We start from the raw sequence: 25,133 nt of genomic DNA on the forward strand, positions 1-25,133 counted from the left end.
CGCCGGGTCGCGATGCGCAGGATCAAGAAGCTGCAGTTTTGAGGCCGGGCCGCGCGTCAGCGCGGCGGCAGAGGCATACGGCCGTTGCGCGCCTTGCGAGCGGCATAGCGGGCGTCGCGCTTGGCTTTGCGCGCTGCCTCGTCGGCAAGCTCGAATGAGAGGCGTTCTTGTTCCTCAGCTTCGAAGCGTGCCCGCTCGGCTGCGGCGGCCTCTTCGGCCAGCCTGCGTGCTTCAGCCTCGGCGGCTTGGCGCGCGGCCTTTTCGGCGGCCTCACGAGCCTGCTTTTCCCGCTTCAGGCGCGCCTTTTCCGCCTCGCGCACAGCACGGGCTTCGAGGATTGCCTGGCGCTCGGCCTTGCGGGCCTGCACTGCCGGATCGTCTTCCGCCGGCCGTGCCTTGTACCTTTCGAGGAGAGCCAGCTTTGCTGCGTTGGCGGCGTTGCGCCGCTCGTGGAAGTCCTTTTCCCTATAGATTGCCAATTTTCGCCTTCAAGTTTCTTATAATTGCGAGCCGTCTACATACGCGGCAGAGCCCAGAGTTCAAGCCCGAATTCAGCATTCCAGCCATGCGAACGACGGTTGTTGCCTCTGGGAAACGGTTTTTTTGCGCGCCAACGCGATTTTGAAGTCGGCATGTCGTGCCACTGGTTTCGGCGCCCGCGCATAGCTACCTCTTGGTGACGCATTAGGCAAAGCGGTTTCGAGGTTTGCCATGGAAATCGGCCTTTACACTTTCGCGGATGTGAGCCCCGAGCCGGGGCCCGACGCGGTCACGCCCTTTCAGCGCCTGCGCAGCCTGATGGAAGAGATCGAGCTTGCCGACCAGGTCGGGCTCGACGTGTTCGGCCTGGGCGAGCATCACCGGCCGGACTATGCCGCCTCGGCGCCTGCCGTGGCGCTGGCCGCCGCCGCCGAGCATACCAAGCGCATAAAGCTCACCAGCGCGGTCACGGTGCTGTCGTCGGACGATCCGGTGCGCGTCTTCCAGCAGTTCTCGACCCTCGACCTGATTTCGGGCGGCCGCGCGGAGATCATGGCCGGGCGCGGCTCGTTCATCGAATCCTTCCCGCTGTTCGGCTACCGGCTCGAGGATTACGACCAGCTGTTCGAGGAAAAGCTGGAGCTGCTGCTTGCGCTGCGCGACAGCGAGCGTGTGACATGGGCGGGCGAGATGCGGCCGGCCATCAACGACCGTGGCGTCTATCCCCGCCCATATCAGGAAAGGCTGCCGATCTGGATCGCGGTGGGCGGCACGCCGACATCGGTGACGCGGGCCGGCGCACTCGGCCTGCCGCTGGCGCTGGCCATCATCGGCGGCGAGCCGGCGCGCTTTGCGCCGCTGTTCGAGCTGTACCGCGAGGCCGCGCGCCGTTCCGGCCACGATGCGGCCAAGCTCGCCACCAGCCTCAACGTGCACGGCTTCGTTGGTGAGACGACTGAAAAGGCCGCCGATGATTTCTACGCCCCGCAGGCGGAGGTGATGGACCGCATCGGCCGCGAACGCGGCTGGGGCCCGACCAGCCGGGCGCATTTCGACCAGGCCCGCAGCCCGCGCGGCGCGCTGTTCGTCGGCAACCCCGAACAGGTGGCCGAAAAGATCGTCAACATGCACAGGCTGTTCCGCAACGATCGTTTCCTGTTGCAGATGGCCATCGGCACCTTGCCGCATGCCAAGATTATGAAGGCCATCGAGCTCTTCGGCACCAAGGTCGCGCCACTCGTTCGCCGTGAGGTCGAGACCATGGAGCCGTCACTGGCCGCCAGCTGACGGAACCTTACCATTCCTGCCGCATTCTGGCCCCGAAGGGACACTCGCTTCGCAGACCGTGCGAGGCGTTCCAAGGGGGATCGCACATGGCCAATGGGCCGGCCGAACCTGCCGCACCGGATGCGGCGCAGACAGCATCGGATATCAGGCTCATCCGCTCGCTTCTGATTGGCATTTTCACGCTGCTGGTGATCTATGCGCTCTATTTCGCGCGTGACTTCTTTTTGCCGGTGGTGCTGGCCTGCCTGCTGACACTGATGCTGACGCCGATCGTGCGCTTCCTGCGCCGGCGCGGTATTCCCGAGCCCGTGTCGGCGACCATCCTGGTCATCATTGCGGTGATCATCGTCGGCACCGCCGGCTATCTGCTCAGCGGTCCGGTCGTCAAGCTCGTCAATGACGCTCCGGCGATCGGCAACCAGCTCACAGAGCGATTGGCCAAGCTGCGCCAACCCTTCGAACGGATGATAAATATCTCGCACCAGGTCGAGCAGGTGGCCCAAACCGCACAGGAGCCAGGCGTGCAGCGCGTGGTGATCGCGCAGCCGGGCATCCTCTCGCAGGCGGCCACGAACCTTCTCTCGGTGGGCGCCACGCCGGCCATCACCTTCGTGCTGTCGCTGTTCTTGCTCGCCTCGGGCCCGCTGCTCTACCAGAAGATCGTGCAGTCCTTCGCTCGGCTCAGCGAGAAGAAGCGCGCGATGCACATCGTCTACGACATCGAGCGCGAAATCTCGCACTACCTGCTCACGATCACGCTGATCAATATCGGGCTGGGCATCGTCATCGGGCTTGCCATGTGGGCCATCGGCATGCCCACGCCCTTCGTCTGGGGCGCGACCGCGGCGCTGCTCAACTTCCTGCCCTATATCGGCGCGGCGATGAACATCGCGCTGGTGACGGTGATTGCCATCGTGTCGTTCGACAGCCTGTCCTATGCGATGCTCGCGCCTCTGGTGGTGGTCTGCTGCAACATCATGGAGGGTCAATTCGTCTCGCCGCTGATCGTCGGGCGGCGGCTGGAAATCAATGCGGTTTCGATCTTCGTCGCCGTCGCCTTCTGGTCGTGGCTGTGGGGCTTGATCGGCGCGCTGATCGCGGTGCCGCTTCTGGTGGTCATCAAGGTGTTCTGCGATCACTTCGACGGCCTGCGCCATGTCGGCAACTTCCTCGCCGCCGAACAGACGATCGAGAACGGCAGCGAACAGGAGGAAGAGCGCGTGCCGGCCAAGTAGGGCACGACGACCGAACGGTCGGACCAGCGACGAGCGCTGCCTTTGCGAAAGCGATAGCGGTTCCTATATCCGGGCCTCATGCCTTCCGGAGAGACCGCCATGACCCCGCTTTCCGTTCTCGACCTGTCGCCGATCACCGAAGGCAGCACCGCCTCGCAGTCGCTTGCCAACACGCTCGACCTTGCCCGCAACGCCGAGCGCCTCGGCTACCGGCGCTACTGGCTGGCCGAGCACCACAACATGCCGGGCATCGCCAGCGCCGCCACTTCGGTGGTCATCGCCCATGTCGCGGCCGGAACGAACACCATCCGCGTCGGCGCCGGCGGCATCATGCTGCCCAACCATGCGCCGCTGGTGATCGCCGAGCAGTTCGGCACCCTTGCCGCGCTCCATCCCGGCCGCATCGATCTCGGCCTCGGCCGCGCGCCCGGCACCGACATGCTGACCGCGCGCGCCCTGCGCCGCAACCTCGACGCCGGGGTCGACAGTTTCCCGCAGGACGTGGTCGAGCTGATGAACTATTTCGCGCCCGCCGAGCCGGGCCAGCGCCTGCGCGCCGTGCCCGGCGAAGGCCAGGACGTGGAGGTGTGGGTGCTCGGCTCCAGCCTCTACGGCGCCCAGCTCGCCGCCATACTCGGCCTGCCCTACGCCTTCGCCTCGCATTTCGCGCCGGCCGAAATGGAGAATGCGATCGCGCTCTATCGCCAGCGTTTCCAGCCATCCGAGCGGCTCGACAAGCCTCATGTGATGCTGGGCCTGAATGTGTTCGCGGCGGAGACCGATGCCGAGGCAAAGCTCCTCTTCAGCTCGCTCCAACAGGCCTTCGTCAACCTGCGCACCGGCCATCCCGGCCCGCTGCCCTCCCCGGTCGAGAACTACGACCGGGATCTCGACCCGACCGCCCGCTCCATGCTGGCCCAAGCGCTGTCCTGTGCGGTGGTCGGCTCGCCCGAGACGGTGCGACGAGGCCTGGAAGCCTTCATCGCGCGCACCGGCGCTGACGAGCTAATGGTCACGGCGCAGATCTTCGACCACAAGGCACGGGTGCGCTCCTTCGAGATCCTCGCTGACGTTCACCGCGAGCTTTCGAAGGCGGCCTAGAGCATGATCCCGAAAAGTTGCGGACTTTTCGGACAAGATCATGCTCCAGAACAAAACCTTAGAGCGAGATGGCGATTCAACGAAAATTCGTCTCGCTCTAAACTGCCCGCCGGCTATTGCAGGATGATAGGGTCGGTGCCCTGACCTGCAGGGTTGGAGCCACGGCATGGTGCGAAGGAATCGGGCAGAACGTCGTAGACCTTGGTCTTGACGTTCATCATGCCGAGAATCGTGTCGAACATGTTGTCGTGCGAGAAGCTGTCGCCGATCTTGCTTCGCACGCATGACAGGTCGAGCCCGATGGTCTTGGCGAAATCCTCCGAGAACCAGACGATGAAGGGAATGTGCTTTTGCATGTCCGGCGCCAGGAAATAGGGCGCATCATGCAGGTACAGCTTGTTTTCGCCGAGCGACTCGCCATGGTCGGACATGTAGTACATGGCCGAGGCGAACTCGTCGTCGTGCTCCTTGAGCACATCGATGATCGAAGCCAGGATGTGGTCGGTGTAGAGGATGGAGTTGTCGTAGGCGTTCACCAGCTCGTCCATTGAGCATTCCGTCACCTCCGCTCTATGGCAGGCCGGCCGGAAACGTTCGAACTCCTCAGGATAGCGCTGATAGTATGCCGGACCGCGGCTGCCCATGGTGTGGAGCACCAGCACGGCGCTGTCCTGCAAGTCGTTCAGCCGCGCGCGCAGCTTGTCGACCAGCACCTGGTCGAAGCACTTGCCCGCGTTGCAGAGGTCCGGATCGGTCGTTTCGTCCTCACTGAGCTCAATGGTCGGAATGCGGTCGGCCACGTTTTGCGAGCCGGTGTTGTTGTCCCACCATTCCACCGTCAGCCCGGCGTGCTTCAGGACGTCGACAAGGTTTTCCCAGCCGAGCGCCTCCCGCCTCGTAAAATCCTCGCGGTCGAGATGCGAGAACATGCAGAGCACCGAAACGGTGATCGACGTGCCGCAGCTCGTCACATTGGTAAAGGCGATGACGTTACGCGCGGCGAGCTTGGGGTTGGTGTCGCGCTCATAGCCGTTGAGGGTAAAATTCTGCGCCCGCGCCGAGTCGCCCACGACCAGCACCGTCAGCATCTTCTTCCTGGCGCCGGCGACGCGCGGCCCGATGCGGGCGTCCTGGCCATAGGGCCTGGCGACGATGGTGGCGTAGCGGAACTGCCGCAGCCCGTAGTCCACCGTGCTGACCAGCGCCGTGGCCGGGTTGAGATAGGCCATCGTCACATCCTGGTTGCGTTCCCAGAACGGCCCGTAGGTGCCAAGGTTGGCGACGATCACCAGCCCCGCCAAGGCCAACAGACCGAAGCCGATCACGCTGTTGATCCTGACCGTTTGCCCGAACGGCCGACGGATTGGCCGCACCCAGGCAATCAGCAGGCTGGGAACGACGCCGTAGAGCAGCATATGCAGCAGGAAGGGCTTGCTGATCAGATGCGCAGAATCCTGCCCCGTCATTTGCGGCAGGCTCTCGATCATGTCGCGGTCGATGACCGTGCCGAACGTGTCGGTGAAATAGGATATGCCGGCGGCGACCAGCACCACCGCGATGAACACCGGCTTGATCACATAGGGCGCTGAAAAGATGAGCAGAAAGACGGCGTATAGGATGAGCAATACGCCACCGAGCAGGACCAGATGGACCGGATCGCCCGCGAACTGCCCCGACAGCTTGCTCCAGAAGGTGTGGTTGCAAAGGAACAGCACGTAGGCCGCAACCAGAAGCGTCAGCGTTTTGCTTCCGATGGCAGGACGGCGGAAGTTCATGGTCGCTCGCTCGGTTCGGGCCGCATTCGGAGTCAGGCCAACGCAATTGTGACAGTGTTATGGCAAATGCCGCGCCACTTCCGCCACAACCGTAATTGGCGACCGTCTACGCCCTTCGCGCTACCTCGTCCGAGTTATTTCATCCCGAGTCATTTCATCGCCTCGACCAGCCCCTTGTCCGGGAAACAGGTGGCGGCACGGCCGTTCCTGGCCTGCCAGTCGCCGATCGAGCGGCGCGTCTTGAAGCCAGGCAGGCCGTCGGCGCTGCCGACGTCGTAGCCTGCCTTCTCAAGCCCGCGCTGCATGGCGGCGATGTCGGAGCGATAAAGCTCGTCCACCTTGCCCCACTCGCCGACGAACGGCTTGTCGCCATTGGCGATGCGGTCGGCGCCATGGGCGATGAACAGCGCGTAGAGGTCGCTCTGATTATACTCCTTGAGCACGTAAAAGTTAGGCGTGACGATGAAGGCCGGACCGTTGCGGCCGGCCGGCATCAGCAGGAAGCCTTGCTCGCGCATCTCGCTCGCCGGGAACGGCTTGCCGCCCACGCGCTTGATGCCCATCGCCGCCCAGTCAGCAATCTTCTTGCCCTTGTCCGGCCCTTCGAGCGCGCAGGATACGCTTGCCGGCACGGTGACTTCAAAACCCCAGTCGCGGCCCTTCACCCAGCCGTAATGGACGAGATAGTTGGCGATGGAAGCCAGCGTATCCGGCGTCGAGTTCCAGATGTCGGGATGGCCGTTGCCGTCGAAATCGATGGCATGCTGGAGATATTTGGACGGCATGAATTGCGGCTGGCCGAGCGCGCCGGCCCAGGACGACTTCATCGACTTCACATCCGCCTGCCCCCGCTCGACGATCTCAAGTGCTGCCAGCACCTCGGTGCGGAACATCTCCTTGCGGGTGGACATGAAGGCCTTGGTGCCCAGCACCTCGAAGGCATTGTAGGGGATTTTCACCGTGCCGAAGCCCGATTCCCGACCCCAGATCGCCAGCAGCACCGGGCTCGGCACGCCAAAGCGCTTTTCGATCGCCGAAAGCGTCTTGGCGTTCTGGGTGGCGCGGGCACGCGCGCCGGCGGTGACGGTGGCGAGCGGCGCGAAATAATTGCCCGGCGAGCCGAATTCGGCCTGATGCTGCTTCTGCGGCGTCGTCGGCTTGGTGCCCGGCATTACGAGATCCGGCAGCTTCAGATTGGGCTTTATCCCGGCGAAGGCGGCGTCGAAGGTTTTTTGCGAGATGCCGCGCTGCTTCGCCTCGGGCCAGAGGTCGTTCTGCAGCCAGGCGCGGAACTGATCGTCGATCTCAGCGGCGGCGGCCGGGCGGGCCACAAGCTGGAATGCTGCGAGCACAAGGCACAGGATCAGCGGCAGACCGAGTAGCATGCGCGCCAGACCGGACGAGGCAGAGGAAAGAACCACGGTTTCAGGCTTCATCTTCCCCCCTTGTCAACAAAATGCGTCAGAAAGCGGTCCGCGATCTCAGCGCCGCCGCAAGCGTTCCCTCGTCCAGATAGTCGAGCTCGCCACCAACCGGCACGCCATGCGCCAGCCGCGTCACCTTCACCTCGAAGCCGCCGAGCTGGTCGGTCAGGTAATGCGCCGTGGTCTGCCCCTCGACGGTGGCGTTGACGGCGATGATGACTTCCTTGATCGCGCCTTCGGAAACGCGCTGCACCAGCTGCTTGATGTTGAGCTGGTCGGGGCCGATGCCGTCGAGCGGCGAGAGCGTGCCGCCGAGCACGTGGTAGAGCGCATTCATGGCCCCGGCGCGTTCCAGCGCCCAGAGATCGGCCACCTCCTCCACCACGATCACCGTCGTCGGATCGCGGCGCGGATCGGTGCAGACCGTGCAGGGATCGACCGTGTCGACATTGCCGCAAGTGGAGCAGACGCGCACCTTCTCCGCCGCCTCCCCCATGGCCGAGGCCAGCGGCTCCATCAGCTGCTCCTTCTTCTTGATCAGGTGCAGTGCGGCGCGGCGCGCCGAGCGCGGCCCCAGCCCCGGCACCTTGGCGAGGAGCTGGATCAGGCGTTCGATTTCGGGGCCGGCGATTCTCTTGGACATGCCTATTATTTAGCGCAGACAGCGACAAAGCCGCACGAATTTTCGTGCGGCTTTGTCAGCAGAGATGGGATTTGAGACGGGCTATCCAGCCAGAAAACCATATCGGCGGGCGGCCCTGACGGAATTTGCGCCCCGACTTAGAACGGCAGCTTCATGCCGGGCGGGATCGGCAGGCCGGCGGTCAGCGCCTTGGTCTTTTCCTGCATCGTGACTTCGACCTTGGCCTTGGCGTCGTTGTGCGCGGCGATGATCAGGTCCTCGAGGATCTCGCCCTCGTCCTCCTTGAGCAGGGACGGGTCGATCTTCAGCGCCTTCATCTCGAACTTGCCGGAAATGGTCACCTGCACCAGCCCGCCGCCGGCCTGGCCGGTCGCCTCAATCGTGGCGATCTCTTCCTGCATGGCCTGGAACTTGGCCTGCATTTCCTTCGCCTTGCCCATCAGGCCGAGAAGATCCTTCATGATCGGTAGTCCTTGTGTTGGTCAGTTCTCGTCGTCGTCTTCGACCGGCGGCTCGGCCGGCATGTCGGCATCGCCCTCGGCGGCCTCCGGCGCATCGGGGATGCGAATGTCGATGATCTTGGCGCCCGGAAACTTGGCGAGGATGGCCGCCACCGTCGGGTCCGCCTTGGCATCGAGCAGAGCGTTCTCGCGCCGCTCGTTTTCCTTTTCGGCGATCGTCTGGCCGCCCGCCTCGCGCGACAACGCCACCATCCAGTGGCGGCCGGTCCAGGCCTTCAACTTCACCGTCAGGTCGTTGAGCAGCGTCTTGGGCGCCTCGTCGGTCAGGTTCACGTCCAGCCGGCCCGGCTCGACCCTGACCAGCCGCACGCAGCGCTTGACCAGCACCTTCAGCGCCATATCGCGGTGGGCATCGGCGAGGTTGACGAGATCGGCAAGCGACTTGATCGGCACGGCAGCCGGTTCCTCGACCGCCGGCGGCGCATAGGCGACGGGCGCAGGCTCGTTCGCCACCAGGCGCATGGTCTGGCCGCCGCCATTGGTCGTCTGAATCACCGTCTGCGAGACGGCGCTGGCGCCATTGCCGGGACCGCCGGATGACATCGGCGAGCCCGACGGGCGCGGCGCGGCACCGTTGGACAACGGCACGCCGTCGCCCAGCGACTTCAGCGCCTCGTCCAGCGTCGGCAGGTCGGCGGCATGCGCGAGACGGATCAGCACCATCTCGGCTGCACTGATCGGCCGGTTGGACTGCTGCACCTCGGGAATGCCCTTGAGCAACATCTGCCAGGCGCGCGACAAAACGCGAATCGACAGATTCTGCGAGAACTCCAGCCCGCGCACGCGCTCATCCTCGCTCAGCGAGGCGTCCTCGGCGGCCGAGGGCACGAAGCGCATGCGGGTGACCAGATGATTGAACTCGGCAAGGTCGGTCAGCACTGCCACTGGGTCGGCGCCGACGTCATAGAGCGCGCGCAAGCCCATCAGAGCAGACGCAGCATCGCCCTTCATCACATGCTCGAACAGGTCGACGATTCGCGCCCGGTCGGCCAGGCCCAGCATGGCGCGCACCGCTTCGGCGGTGACGCTGCCGGCGCCATGGGCGATCGCCTGGTCGAAGATCGACAGCGAATCGCGCGCCGAGCCTTCGGCGGCCCGCGCGATCATGGCGAGCGCAGTGTCCTCGACATCGATGCCTTCCTGGCCTGCGATGTTGCGCAGGTGGCCGACCAGCATGCCGGCGTCGATGCGGCGCAGGTCGAAGCGCTGGCAGCGCGACAGAACCGTGATCGGAACCTTCCGAATCTCGGTGGTGGCGAAGATGAACTTCACATGCGGCGGCGGTTCTTCCAGCGTCTTCAGCAGGCCGTTGAAGGCCTGCGTGGAGAGCATGTGCACCTCGTCGATGATGTAGACCTTGTAGCGCGCCGAAACGGGCGCGTAGCGCACCTGCTCGATGATGTCGCGGATATCGTCGATGCCGGTGTGCGAGGCGGCGTCCATCTCGATCACGTCGGGATGGCGGCCTTCCATGATCGCCTGGCAGTGCTCGCCGGGAATGGTGAGATCGACGGACGGCTGGTTGATCTCCGCCGTCTTGTAGTTGAGCGCGCGCGCCAGGATGCGGGCGGTGGTGGTCTTGCCCACGCCGCGTACGCCCGTCAGCATCCAGGCCTGCGCGATGCGGCCGGAGGAGAACGCGTTGGTCAGCGTCCGCACCATCGGCTCCTGGCCGATCAGCGCGTTGAAATCGGTGGGGCGGTATTTGCGCGCTAGCACGCGGTAGGCGCCGGCGGCCTTCGTCTGCTGGTCGTTTCCGGCGTCGCTCATCCGCTCTTCAGGTGCTCCATGGGCCGCTTCGGGAGATCGGCCGATCCTGCAGTGTCTCCGCACAGCCAATGGCCGTCAATCTGCGGTGAGCCGGGCGGACAATCGGCGAAGAGGTGGGAGGCTGGAACAGTGACCCGTTCCGGGGCTCGTTAGGGCTGCTTCCTTCCGGACCTGACCCGGTTGGCGAGTGGATCGTCCACCACCAACCTCCCGACCCCCATATCGGCAATTGTGCAATCAAATGCAAGAGCCATGAGCAGAGCAATGAATTAGAACCGAAACAATCATTCTCCCGCATGATTCGCTTGCAGGCCGCCGGTCCGCACTCTAGCTTTTCATTAAAAGAAGAAGGGAAACGCCGATGGTGCCTGGCCTCAAGGCCGGATTCGAGCTCGACGCCAAGCTGGAGGCCGACAGCGAGCCTCTGATGTGGCTCGGTCTCTGCGAATTGCGGATCATGAACGACAAGCGCTGGCCATGGCTGCTTCTGGTGCCGCAGCGGCCGGGTGTGGAGGAAATCCACGACATGACGCCCCTCGACCAGGCGATGCTGACCTTCGAATGCAACACGGTGGCGCAGGCGCTGAAGCATGCGACCGGCTGCACCAAGATCAACACCGGCGCGCTGGGCAACATCGTGCGCCAGCTGCACGTCCACGTCATCGCCCGCAACGAGGGCGATCCGGGCTGGCCTGGTCCGGTCTGGGGTCACGGCATGCGCGAGCCCTATGCGCGGCCCGACCTGCACGGCTTCTGCGAAAAACTCCGCTCTGCGCTGCGATAGCCCCATGCTCGATTCAGCCGATCTTCGGACGACGTTTCGCCTGTTCGGTGCGCCTGAGCGCGAAGCCAGCCAGTTCGTCGGCTTCGCCGGCAACAGCATCGACCGCCAGGCCGAGAATCGCGACGACCGCTCCATCGGCAAGGCGCTGGCGAATCCGAATGCGCGCCTTCTGCTGATGCGCGACGGGCGGCTGCACATGAAGCTCGCCGACGGGGCTTTTGACGCCTATTTCAGCCTCACCGAAGCCGACACGCTCGGCGCGCGCCTGGACCAGATAGTGCTTCTCGGCTTTACCGAATCGGGGCCGGTGCTGGCAGCACCTGCCGGGCTGGCGGCCGAACGGCTGCCCGAAACGATCAAGGCCATCGACTACCGCTCGATCTATGTGCAGGGCCTCATCGATCCGGCAGCACTCGGCGCCATGGCGCAGGGCGCCTCGCTGCTTGCCTGGCACGCTTCGCACCGCTTCTGTGGCCGCTGCGGCCACAACACCGAAAGCCGGCTCGGCGGCTACAAGCGCGTCTGCCTCAACTGCAATGCCGAGCATTTTCCGCGCACCGACCCGGTGGCGATCATGCTGACGGTCACGCCCTACAAATGCCTGCTCGGCCGCGGGCGGCATTTTGCGCCCGGCATGTATTCGGCGCTGGCCGGCTTCATCGAGCCCGGCGAGACCATCGAGGCGGCGGTGCGGCGCGAAACCTTCGAGGAGGCCGGCATCCGGCTCGGCCGCGTCATCTATCACGCCAGCCAGCCCTGGCCCTTCCCGCACACGCTGATGATCGGCTGCTTCGGCGAGGCGCTGACCGAAGAGATCCATGCCGATTTCAACGAGCTGGAAGACTGCCGCTGGTTCCTGCCGGACGAGGTGCGCGCCATGCTGGCCGGCACCCACCCCGACGGACTTGGCGTGCCGCCTCCCGGCGCCATCGCCCACCATCTGATCCGGGAATGGGCCGATACGGCCTGATTGCCTGACCAAAGTCAGATATCTCTTGCCAGTCGCGTATTACCTGACTAAAGTCAGGTAATGGACAACTCGCGCATCACCCAGATCCGCAGTTTCAACCGCGCCGTCACCCGCAGGATCGGCGCGCTGGAGGAAAGCTATCTCAGTCGCGGCCGCCCGCTCGGTGAGGCGCGGCTGTTGTTCGAGATCGGTCCGGAAGGTGCTGCGCTCGGCGCGCTCCGTTCAAAACTCGGGCTCGATTCGGGCTATCTCAGCCGCATCCTGCGCTCACTAGAGGCACAGGGGCTCGTCTCGGTCGACAAGCTCGACGGTGACGCTCGCAGCCGCTACGCCACGCTGACCGACAAGGGCCGCGTGGAACACGCCGCCTATGACGCCCTGTCGGACGAACTGGCAAATTCCATTCTCGAACCGCTTTCGGAAACCGGGCGCGACCGGCTCGTCGCCGCGATGGCGGATGTCGAGCGCCTGCTGGGGGCGGCCTCGATCACGCTCGATGAGGAACCAGCGGACAGCGCGGAAGCGCGGCAATGCCTGGCGCGCTACTTCGATGAGCTCGCGCAGCGTTTCGAGGAAGGTTTCGACCAAGGCAAGGGAAACACGACCACCGAGGACGAGTTCATCCCGCCTCGCGGCACGTTCGTGATCGCGCGGCTCGACGGAATCCCCGTCGGTTGCGCGGCCCTGCGCATGATGGATGCCACGACCGCCGAGATAAAGCGCATGTGGGTCTCGCCGTCCGCGCGCGGGCTCGGCGTCGCCAGCCGCATGCTGCGCAGGCTCGAAGCCATCGCCCGCGATTTCGGCGCCGAAACGGTATGCCTCGACACCAACCGCGCGCTCAAGGAGGCGCAGTCGCTCTACCGCCGCGAGGGCTACACCGAAATCGAGCGCTTCAACGACAATCCCTACGCCGACCACTGGTTCTCGAAGCGCCTGTAGGCGCTTCGATCAGGTCTGAGAGAGGCCCGGCAGGGCCATCTGCCTTCAGGCGTCGGCGTCCTGCGTGGCGCGGAACTCGTTGGCCGGGTAGACGCCGAGGATGCGCACTTCGCGCGAGAAAAAGCGCAGCTCTTCGAGCGCGTTCTTTACGCTCTGGTCGTCCGGATGGCCTTCGACATCGGCATAAAACTGCGTCGCGGTGAAGGCGCCGAGCTGGTAGCTCTCCAGCTTGGTCATGTTCACGCCGTTGGTGGCAAAGCCGCCCATGGCCTTGTAGAGCGCTGCCGGCACGTTCCGCACGCGGAAGACGAAGGTGGTGACCATCGGCACGCCCTGCTGGCGCTCGGCCCACTGCTTGGTCTTGGACAGCACCACGAAACGGGTGACGTTGTTGTCGGTGTCCTCGACATTCTCTTCCAGCATGTCGAGCCCGTAGAGATCGGCCGCAAGCCGCGGCGCAAGGGCGGCCATAGAGCGATTCTGCGTCTCGGACACCAGCTTGGCGGCGCCCGCCGTGTCGCCCGCCACCACCGGCTTCCAGCCGTTCTTGCGGATATATTTGCGGCACTGGCCCAGCGCGTGGATGTGGCTGTGCACCGTCTTGATCTCCGAGCGCTGCACGCCCGGCAGCACCATCAGCTGGAAATGGATCGGCAGGAAATACTCTCCGACGATGTGCAGCTTCGATTCGGGCAGCAGGTGATGGATGTCGGCGACGCGGCCGGCGATCGTGTTCTCGATCGGGATCATGGCGAGATCGGCCTTGCCGGTCTCCACCGCATTGAACGCATCCTCAAAGGTCGGGCACGGCAACGGCTCCATGGTCGGATAGACGTTGCGGCAGGCGGTGTCGGAGTTCGCACCCGGCTCGCCCTGGAAGGAAATGCGGTTGGTCTTCTCAGCCATGATCAGGCCCTGTCTTGCTTGGAAAGAATTTCGCGGGCGCGCTCCAGATCCTCCGCCGTGTCGACGCCGAGCGGCACGGTCGCGACGATTTCGGCGTCGATGCGCATGCCCGCTTCAAGGGCGCGCAGCTGCTCCAGCTTTTCGCGCTTTTCGAGCGGCGAGGGCTTGAGCTTGACGAAGCGCTCAAGTGCGGCGCGGCGATAGGCGTAGAGCCCGATGTGATGGAACAGCGGCCCCTCGCCCCACGGCGCGGTGGCGCGGGTAAAGTAAAGCGCGCGCAGCCGGCTTTCCGAGCGCGGCGAGCCGACGATCTTCACCACGTTGGGATTGGTCTTTTCTTCCTCGCGCGCGATCTCGACGCCGAGAGTTGCGATATCGACAGCCGGGTCCTCGAAGGGCCTAAGCGCCGCCGCGATGGTTTCGGGATCGATGGTCGGCAGGTCGCCCTGCACATTGATGATGGTTTCGACGTCGCCTTTCGGGTCGAGCGCGGTCAGCGCCTCGAAGATGCGGTCCGAACCCGATTCGTGGTCGGCCCGCGTCATCACCGCCTCATGGCCATGGGCGCGCACCGCCTCGGCAATCTCGGCTGCGTCGGTGGCCACCACCACGCGGCCGAGCCCGCTCTTCTGCGCGCGGTCGGCGACATGCACGATCATGGGACGGCCGCAAATGTCGGCCAGCGGCTTGCCTGGCAGACGCGTGGCGCGCAGGCGCGCGGGAATCAGGATGAGCTGCGACATGGGAGTTTCACAAGGTCCGAAAAAAGCAACGGTGGAAAGTGGCAAAACGTCTCACTGGGTGCGTCCTTATAGGTGTTGCAACGGGCGAGCAAAAGACCTAGTTTCCGCCGAATTCTGCCGGCCCCCGGTCGGCAAAGGGATAATGCTATCGGCCGTGCGGGAAGAGGGTTTCCAAAACCGGCCGATCAAGGAGCCAGGGGCGAATGGACTCATTCGAATTTAACAAGATTCTCGGCGGACTGTTGGGCACCGTCTTCGTGCTCTACTCCATTTCGCTGATTTCTGACGGCATCTTCGCTTCGCCGGCTCCGGAAAAGCCGGGTTTCACGATCGCTGCGGCGGAAGCCGAAGCGCCGGCCGCCGGCGGCGCCCCTGCCGAGCAGGCCAAGCCGATCGCCGAGCTGCTCGCGCATGCCGATGCGAAGGCTGGCGAAGGCGTCTTCAAGAAGTGCCAGGCTTGCCATTCCGGCGAAAAGGGCGGCCCGAACAAGGTCGGTCCGGATCTGTGGGACGTTGTCGACCGTCCGGTCGCCGAGCATGAAGGCTTCTCCTATTCGGCCGGCATGAAGGAATTCTCGCAGAACGGTGGCACCCACTGGACCTTCGACAACCTCAACCACTTCCTCACCTCGCCCAAGGGCTTCGTGAAGGGTACGGCGATGGGCTTCGCCGGCATCAAGAACGACGAGGAACGCGCCAACCTGATCGCCTATCTGCGCACGCTGTCGGATAGCCCGAAGCCGCTGCCTGAGGCAGGTGCTGCTCCCGCGGCCCCGGCAGAAGGCGCGGCTGCTCCGGCCGCTCCCGCCGAGGGCAACGCCCAGCCGGCGCCGGCGCAGTAACGAAATAATTCATCGTATGACCATGAAAAAGCCGGGTTCAGCCCGGCTTTTTTATTAGGATTTCCGCTAGGGCTGGCGGATAGTCGCGACCGGGCGGGTTTCCGAACCCGCATCGGGCGTTAGATTGGGCAACAAATCGGACAACAAATTGCGAGGTCGAAGATGCGTGCAGGGCTGACGCAAATGATCGGCAAACTCGGCCTTGTGCCGGCCATCCTTGCGGCAAGTCTGTTCACTGCGTCGGCCGACGAATGGCGCACCTCGTCCACGCTCGGCGCCGAATCGAAATACGGCAAGGATTTCAAGCAGTACGACTACGTCAATCCGAACGCGCCCAAGGGCGGCACGCTGAATTCGGTCGCCACCGGCACCTATGACAGCTTCAATCCCTATATCGTGCAGGGCGCGCCGGCTGCGGGTTTTGGCGAATTCGGCGGCGGCCTGCTCTACGAGACGCTGATGGAACAGTCGCTCGACGAGCCGAGCGTCAGCCATCCTATGATCGCGGAGGCCTTCAAGTTTCCCGACGACTTCTCCTCGGCGACTTATCGCCTCGACCCGCGCGCCAAATGGCATGACGGCACGCCGATCACCGTCGACGACGTCATCTGGTCGTTCAACACGCTGAAGGCCAACAGCCCGCGCTACAACCGCTACTACGCCAATGTCACCGAGGCGGTGGCCGTGGGCGACCGCGAAGTCGAGTTCCGCTTCGACCAGAAGGGTAACCGCGAACTGCCCAAGATCATGGGCGACCTCGTCGTGCTGCCCAAGCACTGGTGGGAAGGCACCGACAAGAACGGCAAGAAGCGCGACATCACCCGGCCCACGCTGGAGGCCCCGCTGGGCTCGGGCGCCTACAGAATCGAGAGCTTCAGGCCGGGTTCGGAAATCATCTGGGCGCGCGTGCCCGACCACTGGTCGGCCAATCTCGGCGTCAATGTCGGCCGCAACAATTTCGACCGCAGGCGCTACACCTATATCACGGACGACAACGCCGCCTGGCAGGCCTTCACCAAGGGCGGATACCAGGACATACGGCCGGAAAACAGCTCGCGGCGCTGGATGACGGAGTACAACTTCCCCGCCATCAAGGCCGGCGACGTGCTGAAGAAGGAATTCCCCAGCACCGCCAGCACCTTCATGCAGGGCTTTGCGCTCAATTTGCGCCGGCCGCAGTTCCAGGACCGTCGCGTGCGCGAGGCGCTGACGCTGGCCTTCGACTTCGAATCGATGAACCGCACGGTGTTCTTCGGACAGAACACCCGCACCAGCAGCTTCTTCGTGGGAAGCGATCTCGCATCAAGCGGGCTGCCCAAGGGCAAGGAACTCGAGATCCTCGAGGCCTACAAGGACAAGCTGCCGCCGGAACTGTTCACGCAGGAATTCAAGTTGCCGGTCTACGACAACCCGCAATCCGAACGGCAATATCTGCGCCAGGCGGTCGGCCTGTTTGCCGAAGCCGGCTGGAAGATCGCCAACGGCAAGATGGTCAACGACAAGGGCGAGCAGTTCAAGATCGAGTTCCTCGGCAGCGGCCCGACCGACGAAGTGATCACCTCTTCCTTCATCAACACGCTGCGCAAGATCGGCATCGATGCCTCGCTGCGGGTCATCGACACCGCGCAGTACATCAACCGGCTCAACAATTTCGACTTCGACGCGGCGACCACGATCCTCAACCAGTCCAACTCGCCCGGCAATGAGCAGCGGGACTTCTGGAGCTCCAAGGCCGCCGACACGCCCGGCTCGCGCAACCTGATGGGCATCAAGAGCCCGGTCGTCGACGCGCTGGTCGACCGCATCATCTACGCCACCGACCGCGACGACCTGGTGGCCGCCACCCACGCGCTCGACCGCGTGCTGTTGTGGAACTACTACGTCATCCCGCAGTGGCACCGCGGCAAGCAGTGGATCGCCTACTGGAACAAGTTCGGCATGCCCGAGAAGCAGCCGGCATACATCGGCGCCGATACCGACTCCTGGTGGATCGATCCCGAGAAGGAAAAGGCTCTGGCCGCGAAGTACAGAGGCAGCGATTGATGGGCGGCCCCCTGCTCTCCCGCCGCGACTTCCTCGCGCTAGGCTCGGCCGCGGCGCTGCTGCCGGGTGTCGCCTTCGCCGCCGCGCCGACCGGCACGAAACTGCACGGCCTTTCGGCCTTCGGCGACCTGAAATATCCGGCCGATTTCAAGCAGTTCGACTACGTCAATGCCGATGCGCCGAAGGGCGGGACCTTCATCTTCTCGCCGCCCAACTGGGTCTTCAACCAGAGCCCGCTGACCTTCAACACGCTGAACACTTTCGTGGCCAAGGGCGATGCCCCGCCGCGCATGGAAATGTGCTTCGACACGCTGATGGCGAGTGCGCTAGACGAGCCCGACGCGCTCTACGGCTTGGTTGCCGAAGGCGTGACCATCTCGGACGACCGCAACACTTTCGAGTTCTCGCTAAGATCGGAAGCCCGCTTCCACGACGGCACGCCGCTGACGGCGGAGGACGTCGCCCATTCCTTCCAGCTCTACAAGCAGGACGGCCACCCGGACCTGCTCTTGCCGCTCAGCCAGATGATCGAGGCGGTGGCGGTCGACGCGCATACCTTCCGCCTGAGCTTTTCGGGCAAGCAGTCGCCCCGCACCATCCTCAACGTCGCGGGCTTCCCCATCGCGTCGAAGGCCTATTTCGAGGCCAACCCCTTCACCAGCGTTGGCATGAAGGCGCCGCTCGGCTCCGGCCCCTACAGAGTGGGCCGCATCGTGGCGGGCCAGACCATCGAATATGACCGGGTCGAGGACTATTGGGCGCGCGACCTGCCGGTCAATCGCGGCCTCTACAATTTCGACCGCATCCGCATCGAGTTCTACCGCGACCGGCAGGCCGGCTTCGAGGCCTTCAAGAAGGGCAACGTGCTTTTCCGGCAGGAGTTTACCGCCCGCGTCTGGGTGACCGGCTACGACTTTCCCGCGCTCAAGGAAGGCAAGGTCGTCAAGCGCGAGTTCCCCGCCGAACGGCGCCCCTCGATGCAGGCCACCGCGATCAACCAGCGGCGCGAGCGTTTTCGCGACCCGCGCGTGCGCAGGGCGATGGCGCTCTGCTTCGATTTCGAATGGACGAAGCGCAACATCTTCTACAATTCCTACGAGCGCTCGCAGTCCTGTTTCGAACGCTCGGATTATCGCGCCGAAGGCAAGCCCTCGCCCGAGGAACTGGCGCTGCTCGAACCGCTGCGCGGCAAGATCCCCGACGAAGCCTTCGGCGAAGCCATCATCCAGCCCGTCTCCGACGGTTCGGGCCGGGACCGCAAGCTGCTCGGCGCGGCGGCAAAGCTGCTGGCCGAGGCCGGCTGGAAGCGCAACGGCCAGTTCGTCCAGAACGCCAAGGGCGAGCCGCTCACCGTGGAACTGCTCGTCGATGACGACGACTGGATCCGCATACACTCACCCTGGACGGAGAACATGAAGGCCATCGGCATCGACGCCTCGATCCGCGTGGTCGACTCGGCGCAGTACACGGCCCGCCAGGTCGATTTCGACTTCGACCTCATCTCCATGGCGCTGTCCTTCACGGCCACGCCGAGCCGGGACGACATCGAAAACCTGTTCCATTCGCGCGCGGCCACGCTGCCGGGCTCGAGGAACTTCCCGGGCACCGCCGATCCGGCCATCGATGCGCTGGTGGAAGCCGCCGGAAAGGCGCAGAGCCGGCAGGAGCTGACCATCGCGCTCAGGGCGCTGGATCGGGTCTTGCGCGCGCGTCTCGACTGGATTCCAAACTGGTATCTTCCGAATCACCGGGCGGCGTTCTGGGATATGTTCGGCTACAAGGAACCCAAACCCGACTTCGGCTTTCCGGTCGAAGCCATGTGGTGGTTCGACAAGGACAAGGCGACGGCTATTGGCAAGGCGTAGATTTGTAGCTTCGGGAAGGGACAGCGCTCTACGCTGCCCCCCTCTGCCCTTCCGGGCATCTCCCCCACAAGGGGGGAGATCGGCCTTCATCAAAGCTTTCGCCACTCTTGAACGTTGCGGAGAAAGTGCCGACGCCGCAACCGCTAATCTCCCCACTTGTGGGGGAGATGGCCGGCAGGCCAGAGGGGGGCGCGAAAGAGCACGGCCTGCCCTGTCATTAATGAGGCTTGTCTGATGGGCGCCTATATCCTGCGCCGCATTCTCCTGATGATCCCGACCCTGTTCGGCGTCATGGCGATTTCCTTTGCCGTCGTGCAGTTCGCGCCGGGCGGACCGGTAGAGCAGGTCATCTCCAAGCTGACCGGCCAGGGCGGCGACTCGACCGAGCGCATTTCCGGCGGCGGTGGCGAAGGCGGCATGACCAATTTCGATGCGGCCGCCATCTCGTCTTCGAAATACCGCGGGGCGCAGGGGCTCGACCCCGAGTTCATCGCCAAGCTCGAAAAGCAGTTCGGCTTCGACAAGCCGCCGCTCGAGCGCTTCTTCATGATGCTTTGGAACTATGCCCGCTTCGACTTCGGCAAGAGCTACTTCCGCGACATCAGCGTGCTCGACCTGATCCTCGAGAAGATGCCGGTGTCGATCTCGATCGGCCTGTGGGTAACGCTGCTGTCCTACCTGATCTCGATTCCGCTCGGCATCCGCAAGGCTGTGAAGGACGGTTCCTCCTTCGACACCTGGACAAGTGCTGTCGTCATCATCGGCTACGCCATCCCCGGCTTCCTGTTTGCCATCCTCTTGATGGTGCTGTTTGCCGGCGGCTCGTTCTTCGACTGGTTCCCGCTGCGCGGCCTCACCTCCGACAATTGGCATGAGTTGTCGTGGCCGGCCCGCATCCTCGACTATTTCTGGCACATCACGCTGCCGCTGGCGGCGCTGGTGCTGTCGGCCTTCGCCACCACCACGCTTTTGACCAAGAACTCCTTCCTGGACGAGATCCGCAAGCAATATGTGGTCACCGCCCGCGCCAAGGGCCTGTCGGAGCGGCGAGTGCTCTACGGCCATGTCTTCCGCAACGCGATGCTGATCGTGATTGCCGGCTTCCCCGGCGCCTTCATTTCGGCCTTCTTCACCGGCTCGCTGCTGATCGAGAACATCTTCTCGCTCGATGGGCTGGGGCTGCTCGGCTACAAATCCATCCTCGACCGCGACTATCCGGTGGTGTTCGCCAATCTCTACATCTTCTCGCTGATCGGCCTGTTCGTCAGCCTGCTCTCCGACCTCATGTACACATGGGTCGATCCCCGCATCGACTTCGAGCGGAGGGACGTGTGATGGCAACCGTCGAAGCAGTCACCCGCCAAGCGCCCCGCCCCCGGCTGTCGCCGCTCAATCAGCGGCGTTGGGCCAGCTTCAAGGCCAACCGTCGTGGCTACTGGTCGCTCTGGATCTTTTTGGTCCTGTTCGTGCTGTCGCTAGGGGCCGAGTTCATCGCCAACGACCGGCCGCTGATCGCCTCCTACAAGGGCGAGATCCTGCTTCCGGTTCTGATCGACTATCCGGAAGAGAAATTCGGCGGCTTCTATGCCGTCACCGACTACCGCGACCCGGTGATCAGCGACGAGATCAAGGCCCATGGCTGGCTGATCTGGCCGCCGATCCGCTACAGCTATCGCACCGTCAACAACGAGATTCCCGAGGCAGCACCCGCAAAGCCCTCCTGGCTCTATTCCAAGGAGGTGCGCTGCCAGCGCTATCCGCAGGGCGTCAACGACCCCGGCTGCACCGTCGGTAACTGGAACTGGCTCGGCACAGACGACCAGGCCCGCGACGTGCTGGCGCGCGTCATCTACGGCTTCCGCATCTCGGTGCTGTTCGGCCTGATCCTCACCGCGGGCTCAGCGCTGGTCGGCGTCAGCGCCGGCGCCGTCCAGGGCTATTTCGGCGGCTGGACCGACCTTCTCTTCCAGCGCTTCATCGAGATCTGGTCGGCGATTCCCGTGCTCTATCTGCTGCTGATCATCTCGGCCATTCTGCCGCCGGGCTTCTTCATCCTGCTCGGCATCATGCTCCTGTTCTCCTGGGTGGCCTTCGTCGGCGTGGTCCGCGCCGAGTTTTTGCGCGCACGCAACTTCGAGTATGTGAATGCGGCCCGCGCGCTCGGCGTGCCCAACCGCACCATCATGCTGCGCCACCTGTTGCCCAACGCCATGGTGGCGACGCTGACCTTCCTGCCCTTCATCCTGAACGGCTCGATCTCGACGCTGACCTCGCTCGACTTCCTGGGCTTCGGCCTGCCGCCCGGCTCGCCCTCGCTCGGCGAACTCCTGAAGCAAGGCCAGCGCAACCTGAACGCCCCCTGGCTCGGCTTCTCCGGCTTCCTGGTGATCTCGATCATGCTGTCGCTGCTGATCTTCATCGGCGAGGCCACCCGCGACGCCTTCGACCCGAGGAAGACGTTCCGATGAACGGCCTAGGATGGTATAATTCTGTCGGATTTCTACCATGGAGACCGGCATGGGCATGAACATCAAGAACGAGCGGGTCGAGAGGCTGGCACGGGACCTCGCCCGGGAAACCGGCGAGACCCTGACCACGGCCATCGAGCGCGCGCTGGAAGACAGGCTGGAGAGGCTCGCACGCCACAAGGAACGCGAGTGGCGATATCAGCGGATCAGGGAGATCGTCTCGAGCCTTCCACCGACACCGCCCGGCATGACGAGCGATCATTCCGATCTCTATGACGACGATGGGCTTCCGGCATGATTGTCGACGCTTCCGCCCTGCTGGCCATTGTCCTCGGAGAAGAGGACGGCGACTCATATAGCCGCGCGATCGCCGATGAGCTCGACGATATCTTCATCTCGCCGATCAATTTCGTGGAGGCCGCGATAAAGGCGGACAAGAAAGGCCCCGAGACCGGCGAGGCGCTTGACGAAATCATGAGGGTAGGAGCGATAAAACTCGCGCAGATCACACGCACCCAGGCCCAGATTGCCCGCGAAGCCTATCGCAAATTCGGCAAGGGCAATCATGAAGCGCGCCTAAACCTCGGAGACTGCTTCGCCTACGCGCTTGCCAAGGCGCGAAGCGAAAAGCTCCTCTTCAAAGGCGACGACTTCCGCAGGACCGATATCGAGGCTGCCCTTTGAGTACGCTGCTTTCCGTTCGCGATCTCTCGGTTGCCTTCTCCAACGGCGGCAGGACGCAGGCGTCCGTCGATCGCATCTCCTTCGACATCGGCCGGGGCGAGACGGTGGCGCTCGTCGGCGAGTCGGGCTCGGGCAAGTCGGTGTCGGCCCTGTCGGTGCTGAAACTCCTGCCCTACCCGGCGGCTAGCCACCCGTCGGGCGAAATCCAGTTCCACGGCAAAAACCTGCTCGCGCTGAGCGAAAAGGAACTGCGCCAGGTGCGCGGCGGCAAGATCTCCATGATCTTCCAGGAGCCGATGACCTCGCTCAACCCGCTGCACACGATCTCGCAGCAGATCGTCGAGATGCTGCGCCTGCACCAACCGATCAGCCTGAAGGAAGCGCAGGCACGTACGCTGCAGCTGCTCACCGATGTCGGCATCCGCGAGCCGGAAAAGCGGCTCGACGCCTATCCGCACCAGCTTTCCGGCGGCCAGCGCCAGCGCGTGATGATCGCCATGGCGATCGCCAACAAGCCCGAACTGCTCATCGCCGACGAGCCGACGACCGCGCTCGACGTCACCGTGCAGGCGCAGATTCTCCAGCTGCTGGACGAGCTCAAGCAGCGCAGCGGCATGTCGATGCTGTTCATCACCCACGATCTCGGCATCGTGCGGCGCATCGCCGACCGCGTCTGCGTCATGACCAAGGGCAAGATCGTCGAGGCCGGCCCGACCGAGGCGATATTCTCAAACCCGCAGCACGAATACACCCGCCACCTGCTCGCCGCCGAGCCCAAGGGCAAGCCGCCGGTAGCCAATGAGGGCGCCAAGGCCGTGATGTCCGGCAAGGACGTCAAGGTGTGGTTCCCCATCAAGCAGGGCTTCTTCCGCAAGGTTGTCGACCACGTGAAGGCCGTCGACGGCATCGACCTCACCGTGCGCGCCGGCCAGACGCTCGGCGTGGTGGGCGAATCGGGCTCGGGCAAGACCACGCTTGGCCTTGCGCTCGCGCGCATGATCTCCTCCACCGGCCAGATCCAGTTCGACGGTCGCGACATCAACAAGCTGACCTTCAACGAGATGCGGCCGCTGCGCAGCGACCTGCAGATCGTGTTCCAGGATCCGTTCGGTTCCCTTAGCCCCCGCATGTCGGTGGCCGAGATCATCGAGGAAGGGCTGAAGATCCACGAGCCAAAGCTCTCGGAGGTCGAGCGCGACACCCAGGTGGTCGAGGTGCTGAACGAGGTGGGGCTCGATCCGTCGACACGCTTCCGCTACCCGCACGAATTCTCCGGCGGCCAGCGCCAGCGCGTCGCGATCGCCCGCGCCATGGTGCTGAAACCTCGCTTCGTCATGCTCGACGAGCCCACATCGGCGCTCGACATGAGCGTGCAGGCGCAGGTCGTCGACCTGCTGCGCGGGCTACAGGCCAAGCACGACCTCGCCTATCTTTTCATCAGCCACGATCTCAAGGTGGTGCGGGCGCTGGCCAATGACGTCATCGTCATGCGCAACGGCAGGATCGTCGAGGCAGGTCCCTCGCGGCAGATTTTCGAAAGGCCGCAGACCGACTATACGCGTGCATTGATATCAGCCGCGTTCAGGATCGAAACGGCGCCGGCCGGAGTCGTGAGCGAGTAAAAAGCAGAACATTGGGAATGAAGAGGGACGTTCACATGGACAAGGGCCGTATCTTGCTGTCGGTCACCGGGTTCAACCCGCAGCACTGGTACGAGCTGCTCTCGGAGCAGCGCGAAGTCGTTTTGAAGCCGGACAGTGCGACCGACCCCACGATCACCTATGCCGTGGTCTGGAAGCAGCCGCCGAACATCCTCGCCAAGCTGCCCAACCTGCGCGCCATCTTCTCGATCGGCGCCGGCGTCGACCATCTCTTCAACGATCCGGGCCTGCCGGATGTGCCAATCGTGCGCGTGGTGGCCGAAAACCTCACCCGCCACATGACCGAATATGTCGTCTGGCGCGTGCTCGACCATCACCGCCAGGGCGCGCTCTACCGCGCCCAGCAGCAGAACAAGCTCTGGCAGGAGCCGTCGCAGCGGCCCGCCGAGGACATTGCCGTCGGCATCATGGGCCTCGGCCAGCTCGGTCGGGCCGCCGCCGAAGCGCTGCTAGGGCTCGGCTTCCGGGTCAATGGCTGGGGCCGCACCGACCGGCCGATGGAAGGCGTGACGACCTATCATGGCGACGAAGGGCTCGTTCCCTTCCTCAACGCCACCGATATTCTGGTGGTGCTGCTGCCGCATACGCCCGCAACCGAAGGCATCATCAACTACGACCTCCTGCGCCATCTGCGGCGCCGCAACGGGCTCGACGGCGCGGTGCTGATCAACGCCGGCCGCGGCAAGCTGCAGAAGGACGCCGACATCCTGCGCGCGCTTGACGACGGCACGCTGAAGGAGGCGAGCCTCGACGTGTTCGAGGTCGAGCCGCTGCCCAAGACGAGCCCGATGTGGTCGCATCCGAAGGTGTTCGTGACCCCGCATGCGGCCGCCAGCTCCGACCCCGAGCACCTCGCTCCGCCGATGCTCAAGCAGATGGACGCCTTCGAACGCGGCGAGAAGCTGGAATACGTCGTCAACCGCGCAGCCGGTTACTGAGGCAGCATCCCGTTACAGCACTTTGGTCCCTCGCTCCCGCCTTGCGGGTGG

General features: G+C 64.2%; 23 protein-coding genes and 1 other RNA gene. 15 read left to right on the plus strand and 9 right to left on the minus strand.

The features are described 5' to 3' along the window. Window positions 1–56: 56 nt before the first annotated feature. Window positions 57–479 (minus strand): DUF6481 family protein, encoded by a 423-nt coding sequence (locus C7I85_RS21020; RefSeq protein WP_106725989.1) that lies wholly within the window; start codon window positions 477–479, stop codon window positions 57–59. Window positions 480–711: 232 nt separating this feature from the next. Between C7I85_RS21020 and C7I85_RS21025 the strand changes: the two genes are divergently transcribed. The 3 genes from C7I85_RS21025 to C7I85_RS21035 all read left to right on the plus strand — a co-directional run bounded on the left by C7I85_RS21025 (window position 712) and on the right by C7I85_RS21035 (window position 4,103). Next, the gene (locus C7I85_RS21025) at window positions 712–1,767 is read left to right on the plus strand and encodes an LLM class flavin-dependent oxidoreductase (RefSeq protein WP_106725990.1); all 1,056 of its coding nucleotides are present in this window, start codon (window positions 712–714) and stop codon (window positions 1,765–1,767) included. Between the two features lie 86 nt (window positions 1,768–1,853). Next, window positions 1,854–3,002: an AI-2E family transporter gene (locus C7I85_RS21030; RefSeq protein WP_106725991.1), complete on the plus strand. Its 1,149-nt coding sequence runs from the start codon at window positions 1,854–1,856 to the stop codon at window positions 3,000–3,002. A 99-nt stretch (window positions 3,003–3,101) separates the two neighbouring features. Further along, the gene (locus C7I85_RS21035; RefSeq protein WP_106725992.1) at window positions 3,102–4,103 is read left to right on the plus strand and encodes an LLM class flavin-dependent oxidoreductase; all 1,002 of its coding nucleotides are present in this window, start codon (window positions 3,102–3,104) and stop codon (window positions 4,101–4,103) included. Window positions 4,104–4,216: 113 nt separating this feature from the next. Here the strand turns inward: C7I85_RS21035 and C7I85_RS21040 are convergent, their stop codons facing one another. From C7I85_RS21040 to ffs, 6 genes are all read right to left on the minus strand, one after another. Further along, window positions 4,217–5,878, minus strand: a complete 1,662-nt coding sequence (locus C7I85_RS21040) for a phosphoethanolamine transferase (RefSeq protein ID WP_106725993.1) — start codon at window positions 5,876–5,878, stop codon at window positions 4,217–4,219. Between the two features lie 149 nt (window positions 5,879–6,027). Further along, window positions 6,028–7,263, minus strand: a complete 1,236-nt coding sequence (locus C7I85_RS21045; RefSeq protein WP_181257248.1) for a lytic murein transglycosylase — start codon at window positions 7,261–7,263, stop codon at window positions 6,028–6,030. A gap of 76 nt (window positions 7,264–7,339) precedes the next feature. Continuing rightward, the gene (gene recR / locus C7I85_RS21050) at window positions 7,340–7,945 is read right to left on the minus strand and encodes a recombination mediator RecR (RefSeq protein WP_106725995.1); all 606 of its coding nucleotides are present in this window, start codon (window positions 7,943–7,945) and stop codon (window positions 7,340–7,342) included. Window positions 7,946–8,082: 137 nt separating this feature from the next. Next, window positions 8,083–8,406, minus strand: coding sequence for a YbaB/EbfC family nucleoid-associated protein (locus C7I85_RS21055; RefSeq protein ID WP_106725996.1), 324 nt, complete (start codon window positions 8,404–8,406; stop codon window positions 8,083–8,085). A 21-nt stretch (window positions 8,407–8,427) separates the two neighbouring features. Next, window positions 8,428–10,236 carry a DNA polymerase III subunit gamma/tau gene (locus C7I85_RS21060; RefSeq protein ID WP_106725997.1) on the minus strand — a complete coding sequence of 603 codons (1,809 nt, stop codon included), beginning with the start codon at window positions 10,234–10,236 and terminating at the stop codon, window positions 8,428–8,430. 113 nt (window positions 10,237–10,349) lie between these two features. Continuing rightward, window positions 10,350–10,447, minus strand: an RNA gene (gene ffs, locus C7I85_RS21065) — signal recognition particle sRNA small type. Between the two features lie 150 nt (window positions 10,448–10,597). Between ffs and C7I85_RS21070 the strand changes: the two genes are divergently transcribed. From C7I85_RS21070 to C7I85_RS21080, 3 genes are read left to right on the plus strand one after another with little or no spacing between them, the layout of a single operon-like run. Continuing rightward, on the plus strand, window positions 10,598–11,020 hold the full coding sequence (locus tag C7I85_RS21070) for an HIT family protein (RefSeq protein WP_106725998.1): 423 nt from the start codon (window positions 10,598–10,600) through the stop codon (window positions 11,018–11,020). A 4-nt stretch (window positions 11,021–11,024) separates the two neighbouring features. Next, window positions 11,025–11,990, plus strand: a complete 966-nt coding sequence (gene nudC, locus C7I85_RS21075; protein WP_106725999.1) for an NAD(+) diphosphatase — start codon at window positions 11,025–11,027, stop codon at window positions 11,988–11,990. 60 nt (window positions 11,991–12,050) lie between these two features. Next, window positions 12,051–12,932 carry a bifunctional helix-turn-helix transcriptional regulator/GNAT family N-acetyltransferase gene (locus C7I85_RS21080; RefSeq protein ID WP_106726000.1) on the plus strand — a complete coding sequence of 294 codons (882 nt, stop codon included), beginning with the start codon at window positions 12,051–12,053 and terminating at the stop codon, window positions 12,930–12,932. A 45-nt stretch (window positions 12,933–12,977) separates the two neighbouring features. Here the strand turns inward: C7I85_RS21080 and C7I85_RS21085 are convergent, their stop codons facing one another. Then, window positions 12,978–13,838 (minus strand): prephenate dehydratase, encoded by an 861-nt coding sequence (locus C7I85_RS21085; RefSeq protein ID WP_106726001.1) that lies wholly within the window; start codon window positions 13,836–13,838, stop codon window positions 12,978–12,980. Between the two features lie 2 nt (window positions 13,839–13,840). Next, the gene (locus C7I85_RS21090; RefSeq protein WP_106726002.1) at window positions 13,841–14,581 is read right to left on the minus strand and encodes a 3-deoxy-manno-octulosonate cytidylyltransferase; all 741 of its coding nucleotides are present in this window, start codon (window positions 14,579–14,581) and stop codon (window positions 13,841–13,843) included. 203 nt (window positions 14,582–14,784) lie between these two features. Between C7I85_RS21090 and C7I85_RS21095 the strand changes: the two genes are divergently transcribed. From C7I85_RS21095 to C7I85_RS21140, 9 genes are all read left to right on the plus strand, one after another. Continuing rightward, the gene (locus C7I85_RS21095; RefSeq protein ID WP_106726003.1) at window positions 14,785–15,423 is read left to right on the plus strand and encodes a c-type cytochrome; all 639 of its coding nucleotides are present in this window, start codon (window positions 14,785–14,787) and stop codon (window positions 15,421–15,423) included. 162 nt (window positions 15,424–15,585) lie between these two features. Continuing rightward, window positions 15,586–17,466 (plus strand): extracellular solute-binding protein, encoded by a 1,881-nt coding sequence (locus tag C7I85_RS21100; RefSeq protein ID WP_106726004.1) that lies wholly within the window; start codon window positions 15,586–15,588, stop codon window positions 17,464–17,466. Next, window positions 17,466–19,331, plus strand: coding sequence for an extracellular solute-binding protein (locus C7I85_RS21105; protein ID WP_106726005.1), 1,866 nt, complete (start codon window positions 17,466–17,468; stop codon window positions 19,329–19,331). Before C7I85_RS21100 ends, C7I85_RS21105 begins: the two co-directional genes overlap by 1 nt. 234 nt (window positions 19,332–19,565) lie before the next feature. Then, window positions 19,566–20,666, plus strand: coding sequence for a microcin C ABC transporter permease YejB (locus C7I85_RS21115; protein WP_106726006.1), 1,101 nt, complete (start codon window positions 19,566–19,568; stop codon window positions 20,664–20,666). Then, entirely contained in the window at window positions 20,666–21,799 is a 1,134-nt protein-coding gene (locus C7I85_RS21120; RefSeq protein ID WP_106726007.1) for an ABC transporter permease, read from the plus strand. Before C7I85_RS21115 ends, C7I85_RS21120 begins: the two co-directional genes overlap by 1 nt. Window positions 21,800–21,848: 49 nt before the next feature. Continuing rightward, window positions 21,849–22,097 (plus strand): type II toxin-antitoxin system VapB family antitoxin, encoded by a 249-nt coding sequence (locus C7I85_RS21125; protein ID WP_106726008.1) that lies wholly within the window; start codon window positions 21,849–21,851, stop codon window positions 22,095–22,097. Next, window positions 22,094–22,483 (plus strand): type II toxin-antitoxin system VapC family toxin, encoded by a 390-nt coding sequence (locus tag C7I85_RS21130; protein WP_106726009.1) that lies wholly within the window; start codon window positions 22,094–22,096, stop codon window positions 22,481–22,483. Before C7I85_RS21125 ends, C7I85_RS21130 begins: the two co-directional genes overlap by 4 nt. Further along, window positions 22,480–24,105, plus strand: a complete 1,626-nt coding sequence (locus C7I85_RS21135; protein WP_106726010.1) for an ABC transporter ATP-binding protein — start codon at window positions 22,480–22,482, stop codon at window positions 24,103–24,105. Before C7I85_RS21130 ends, C7I85_RS21135 begins: the two co-directional genes overlap by 4 nt. A 35-nt stretch (window positions 24,106–24,140) precedes the next feature. Further along, the gene (locus C7I85_RS21140; RefSeq protein WP_106726011.1) at window positions 24,141–25,082 is read left to right on the plus strand and encodes a 2-hydroxyacid dehydrogenase; all 942 of its coding nucleotides are present in this window, start codon (window positions 24,141–24,143) and stop codon (window positions 25,080–25,082) included. The last annotated feature ends 51 nt before the right edge of the window (window positions 25,083–25,133 follow it).

The organism is Pseudaminobacter soli (ex Li et al. 2025), from assembly GCF_003012705.1.
Classification (GTDB): Bacteria; Pseudomonadota; Alphaproteobacteria; order Rhizobiales; family Rhizobiaceae; genus Pseudaminobacter; species Pseudaminobacter soli.

What these genes read in the sequence shown, in the direction of transcription:
- C7I85_RS21125 (WP_106726008.1), top strand. Translation starts at nt 21,849, where the DNA reads ATGGGCATGAACATCAAGAACGAGCGGGTCGAGAGGCTGGCACGGGAC.
- C7I85_RS21140 (WP_106726011.1), top strand. Translation starts at nt 24,141, where the DNA reads ATGGACAAGGGCCGTATCTTGCTGTCGGTCACCGGGTTCAACCCGCAG.
- C7I85_RS21055 (WP_106725996.1), bottom strand. Translation starts at nt 8,406, where the DNA reads ATGAAGGATCTTCTCGGCCTGATGGGCAAGGCGAAGGAAATGCAGGCC.
- C7I85_RS21120 (WP_106726007.1), top strand. Translation starts at nt 20,666, where the DNA reads ATGGCAACCGTCGAAGCAGTCACCCGCCAAGCGCCCCGCCCCCGGCTG.
- C7I85_RS21035 (WP_106725992.1), top strand. Translation starts at nt 3,102, where the DNA reads ATGACCCCGCTTTCCGTTCTCGACCTGTCGCCGATCACCGAAGGCAGC.
- C7I85_RS21105 (WP_106726005.1), top strand. Translation starts at nt 17,466, where the DNA reads ATGGGCGGCCCCCTGCTCTCCCGCCGCGACTTCCTCGCGCTAGGCTCG.
- C7I85_RS21060 (WP_106725997.1), bottom strand. Translation starts at nt 10,236, where the DNA reads ATGAGCGACGCCGGAAACGACCAGCAGACGAAGGCCGCCGGCGCCTAC.
- C7I85_RS21030 (WP_106725991.1), top strand. Translation starts at nt 1,854, where the DNA reads ATGGCCAATGGGCCGGCCGAACCTGCCGCACCGGATGCGGCGCAGACA.
- C7I85_RS21025 (WP_106725990.1), top strand. Translation starts at nt 712, where the DNA reads ATGGAAATCGGCCTTTACACTTTCGCGGATGTGAGCCCCGAGCCGGGG.
- C7I85_RS21090 (WP_106726002.1), bottom strand. Translation starts at nt 14,581, where the DNA reads ATGTCGCAGCTCATCCTGATTCCCGCGCGCCTGCGCGCCACGCGTCTG.
- C7I85_RS21115 (WP_106726006.1), top strand. Translation starts at nt 19,566, where the DNA reads ATGGGCGCCTATATCCTGCGCCGCATTCTCCTGATGATCCCGACCCTG.
- C7I85_RS21095 (WP_106726003.1), top strand. Translation starts at nt 14,785, where the DNA reads ATGGACTCATTCGAATTTAACAAGATTCTCGGCGGACTGTTGGGCACC.
- C7I85_RS21085 (WP_106726001.1), bottom strand. Translation starts at nt 13,838, where the DNA reads ATGGCTGAGAAGACCAACCGCATTTCCTTCCAGGGCGAGCCGGGTGCG.
- nudC (WP_106725999.1), top strand. Translation starts at nt 11,025, where the DNA reads ATGCTCGATTCAGCCGATCTTCGGACGACGTTTCGCCTGTTCGGTGCG.
- C7I85_RS21040 (WP_106725993.1), bottom strand. Translation starts at nt 5,878, where the DNA reads ATGAACTTCCGCCGTCCTGCCATCGGAAGCAAAACGCTGACGCTTCTG.
- C7I85_RS21070 (WP_106725998.1), top strand. Translation starts at nt 10,598, where the DNA reads ATGGTGCCTGGCCTCAAGGCCGGATTCGAGCTCGACGCCAAGCTGGAG.
- C7I85_RS21130 (WP_106726009.1), top strand. Translation starts at nt 22,094, where the DNA reads ATGATTGTCGACGCTTCCGCCCTGCTGGCCATTGTCCTCGGAGAAGAG.
- C7I85_RS21080 (WP_106726000.1), top strand. Translation starts at nt 12,051, where the DNA reads ATGGACAACTCGCGCATCACCCAGATCCGCAGTTTCAACCGCGCCGTC.
- recR (WP_106725995.1), bottom strand. Translation starts at nt 7,945, where the DNA reads ATGTCCAAGAGAATCGCCGGCCCCGAAATCGAACGCCTGATCCAGCTC.
- C7I85_RS21100 (WP_106726004.1), top strand. Translation starts at nt 15,586, where the DNA reads ATGCGTGCAGGGCTGACGCAAATGATCGGCAAACTCGGCCTTGTGCCG.
- C7I85_RS21045 (WP_181257248.1), bottom strand. Translation starts at nt 7,263, where the DNA reads ATGCTACTCGGTCTGCCGCTGATCCTGTGCCTTGTGCTCGCAGCATTC.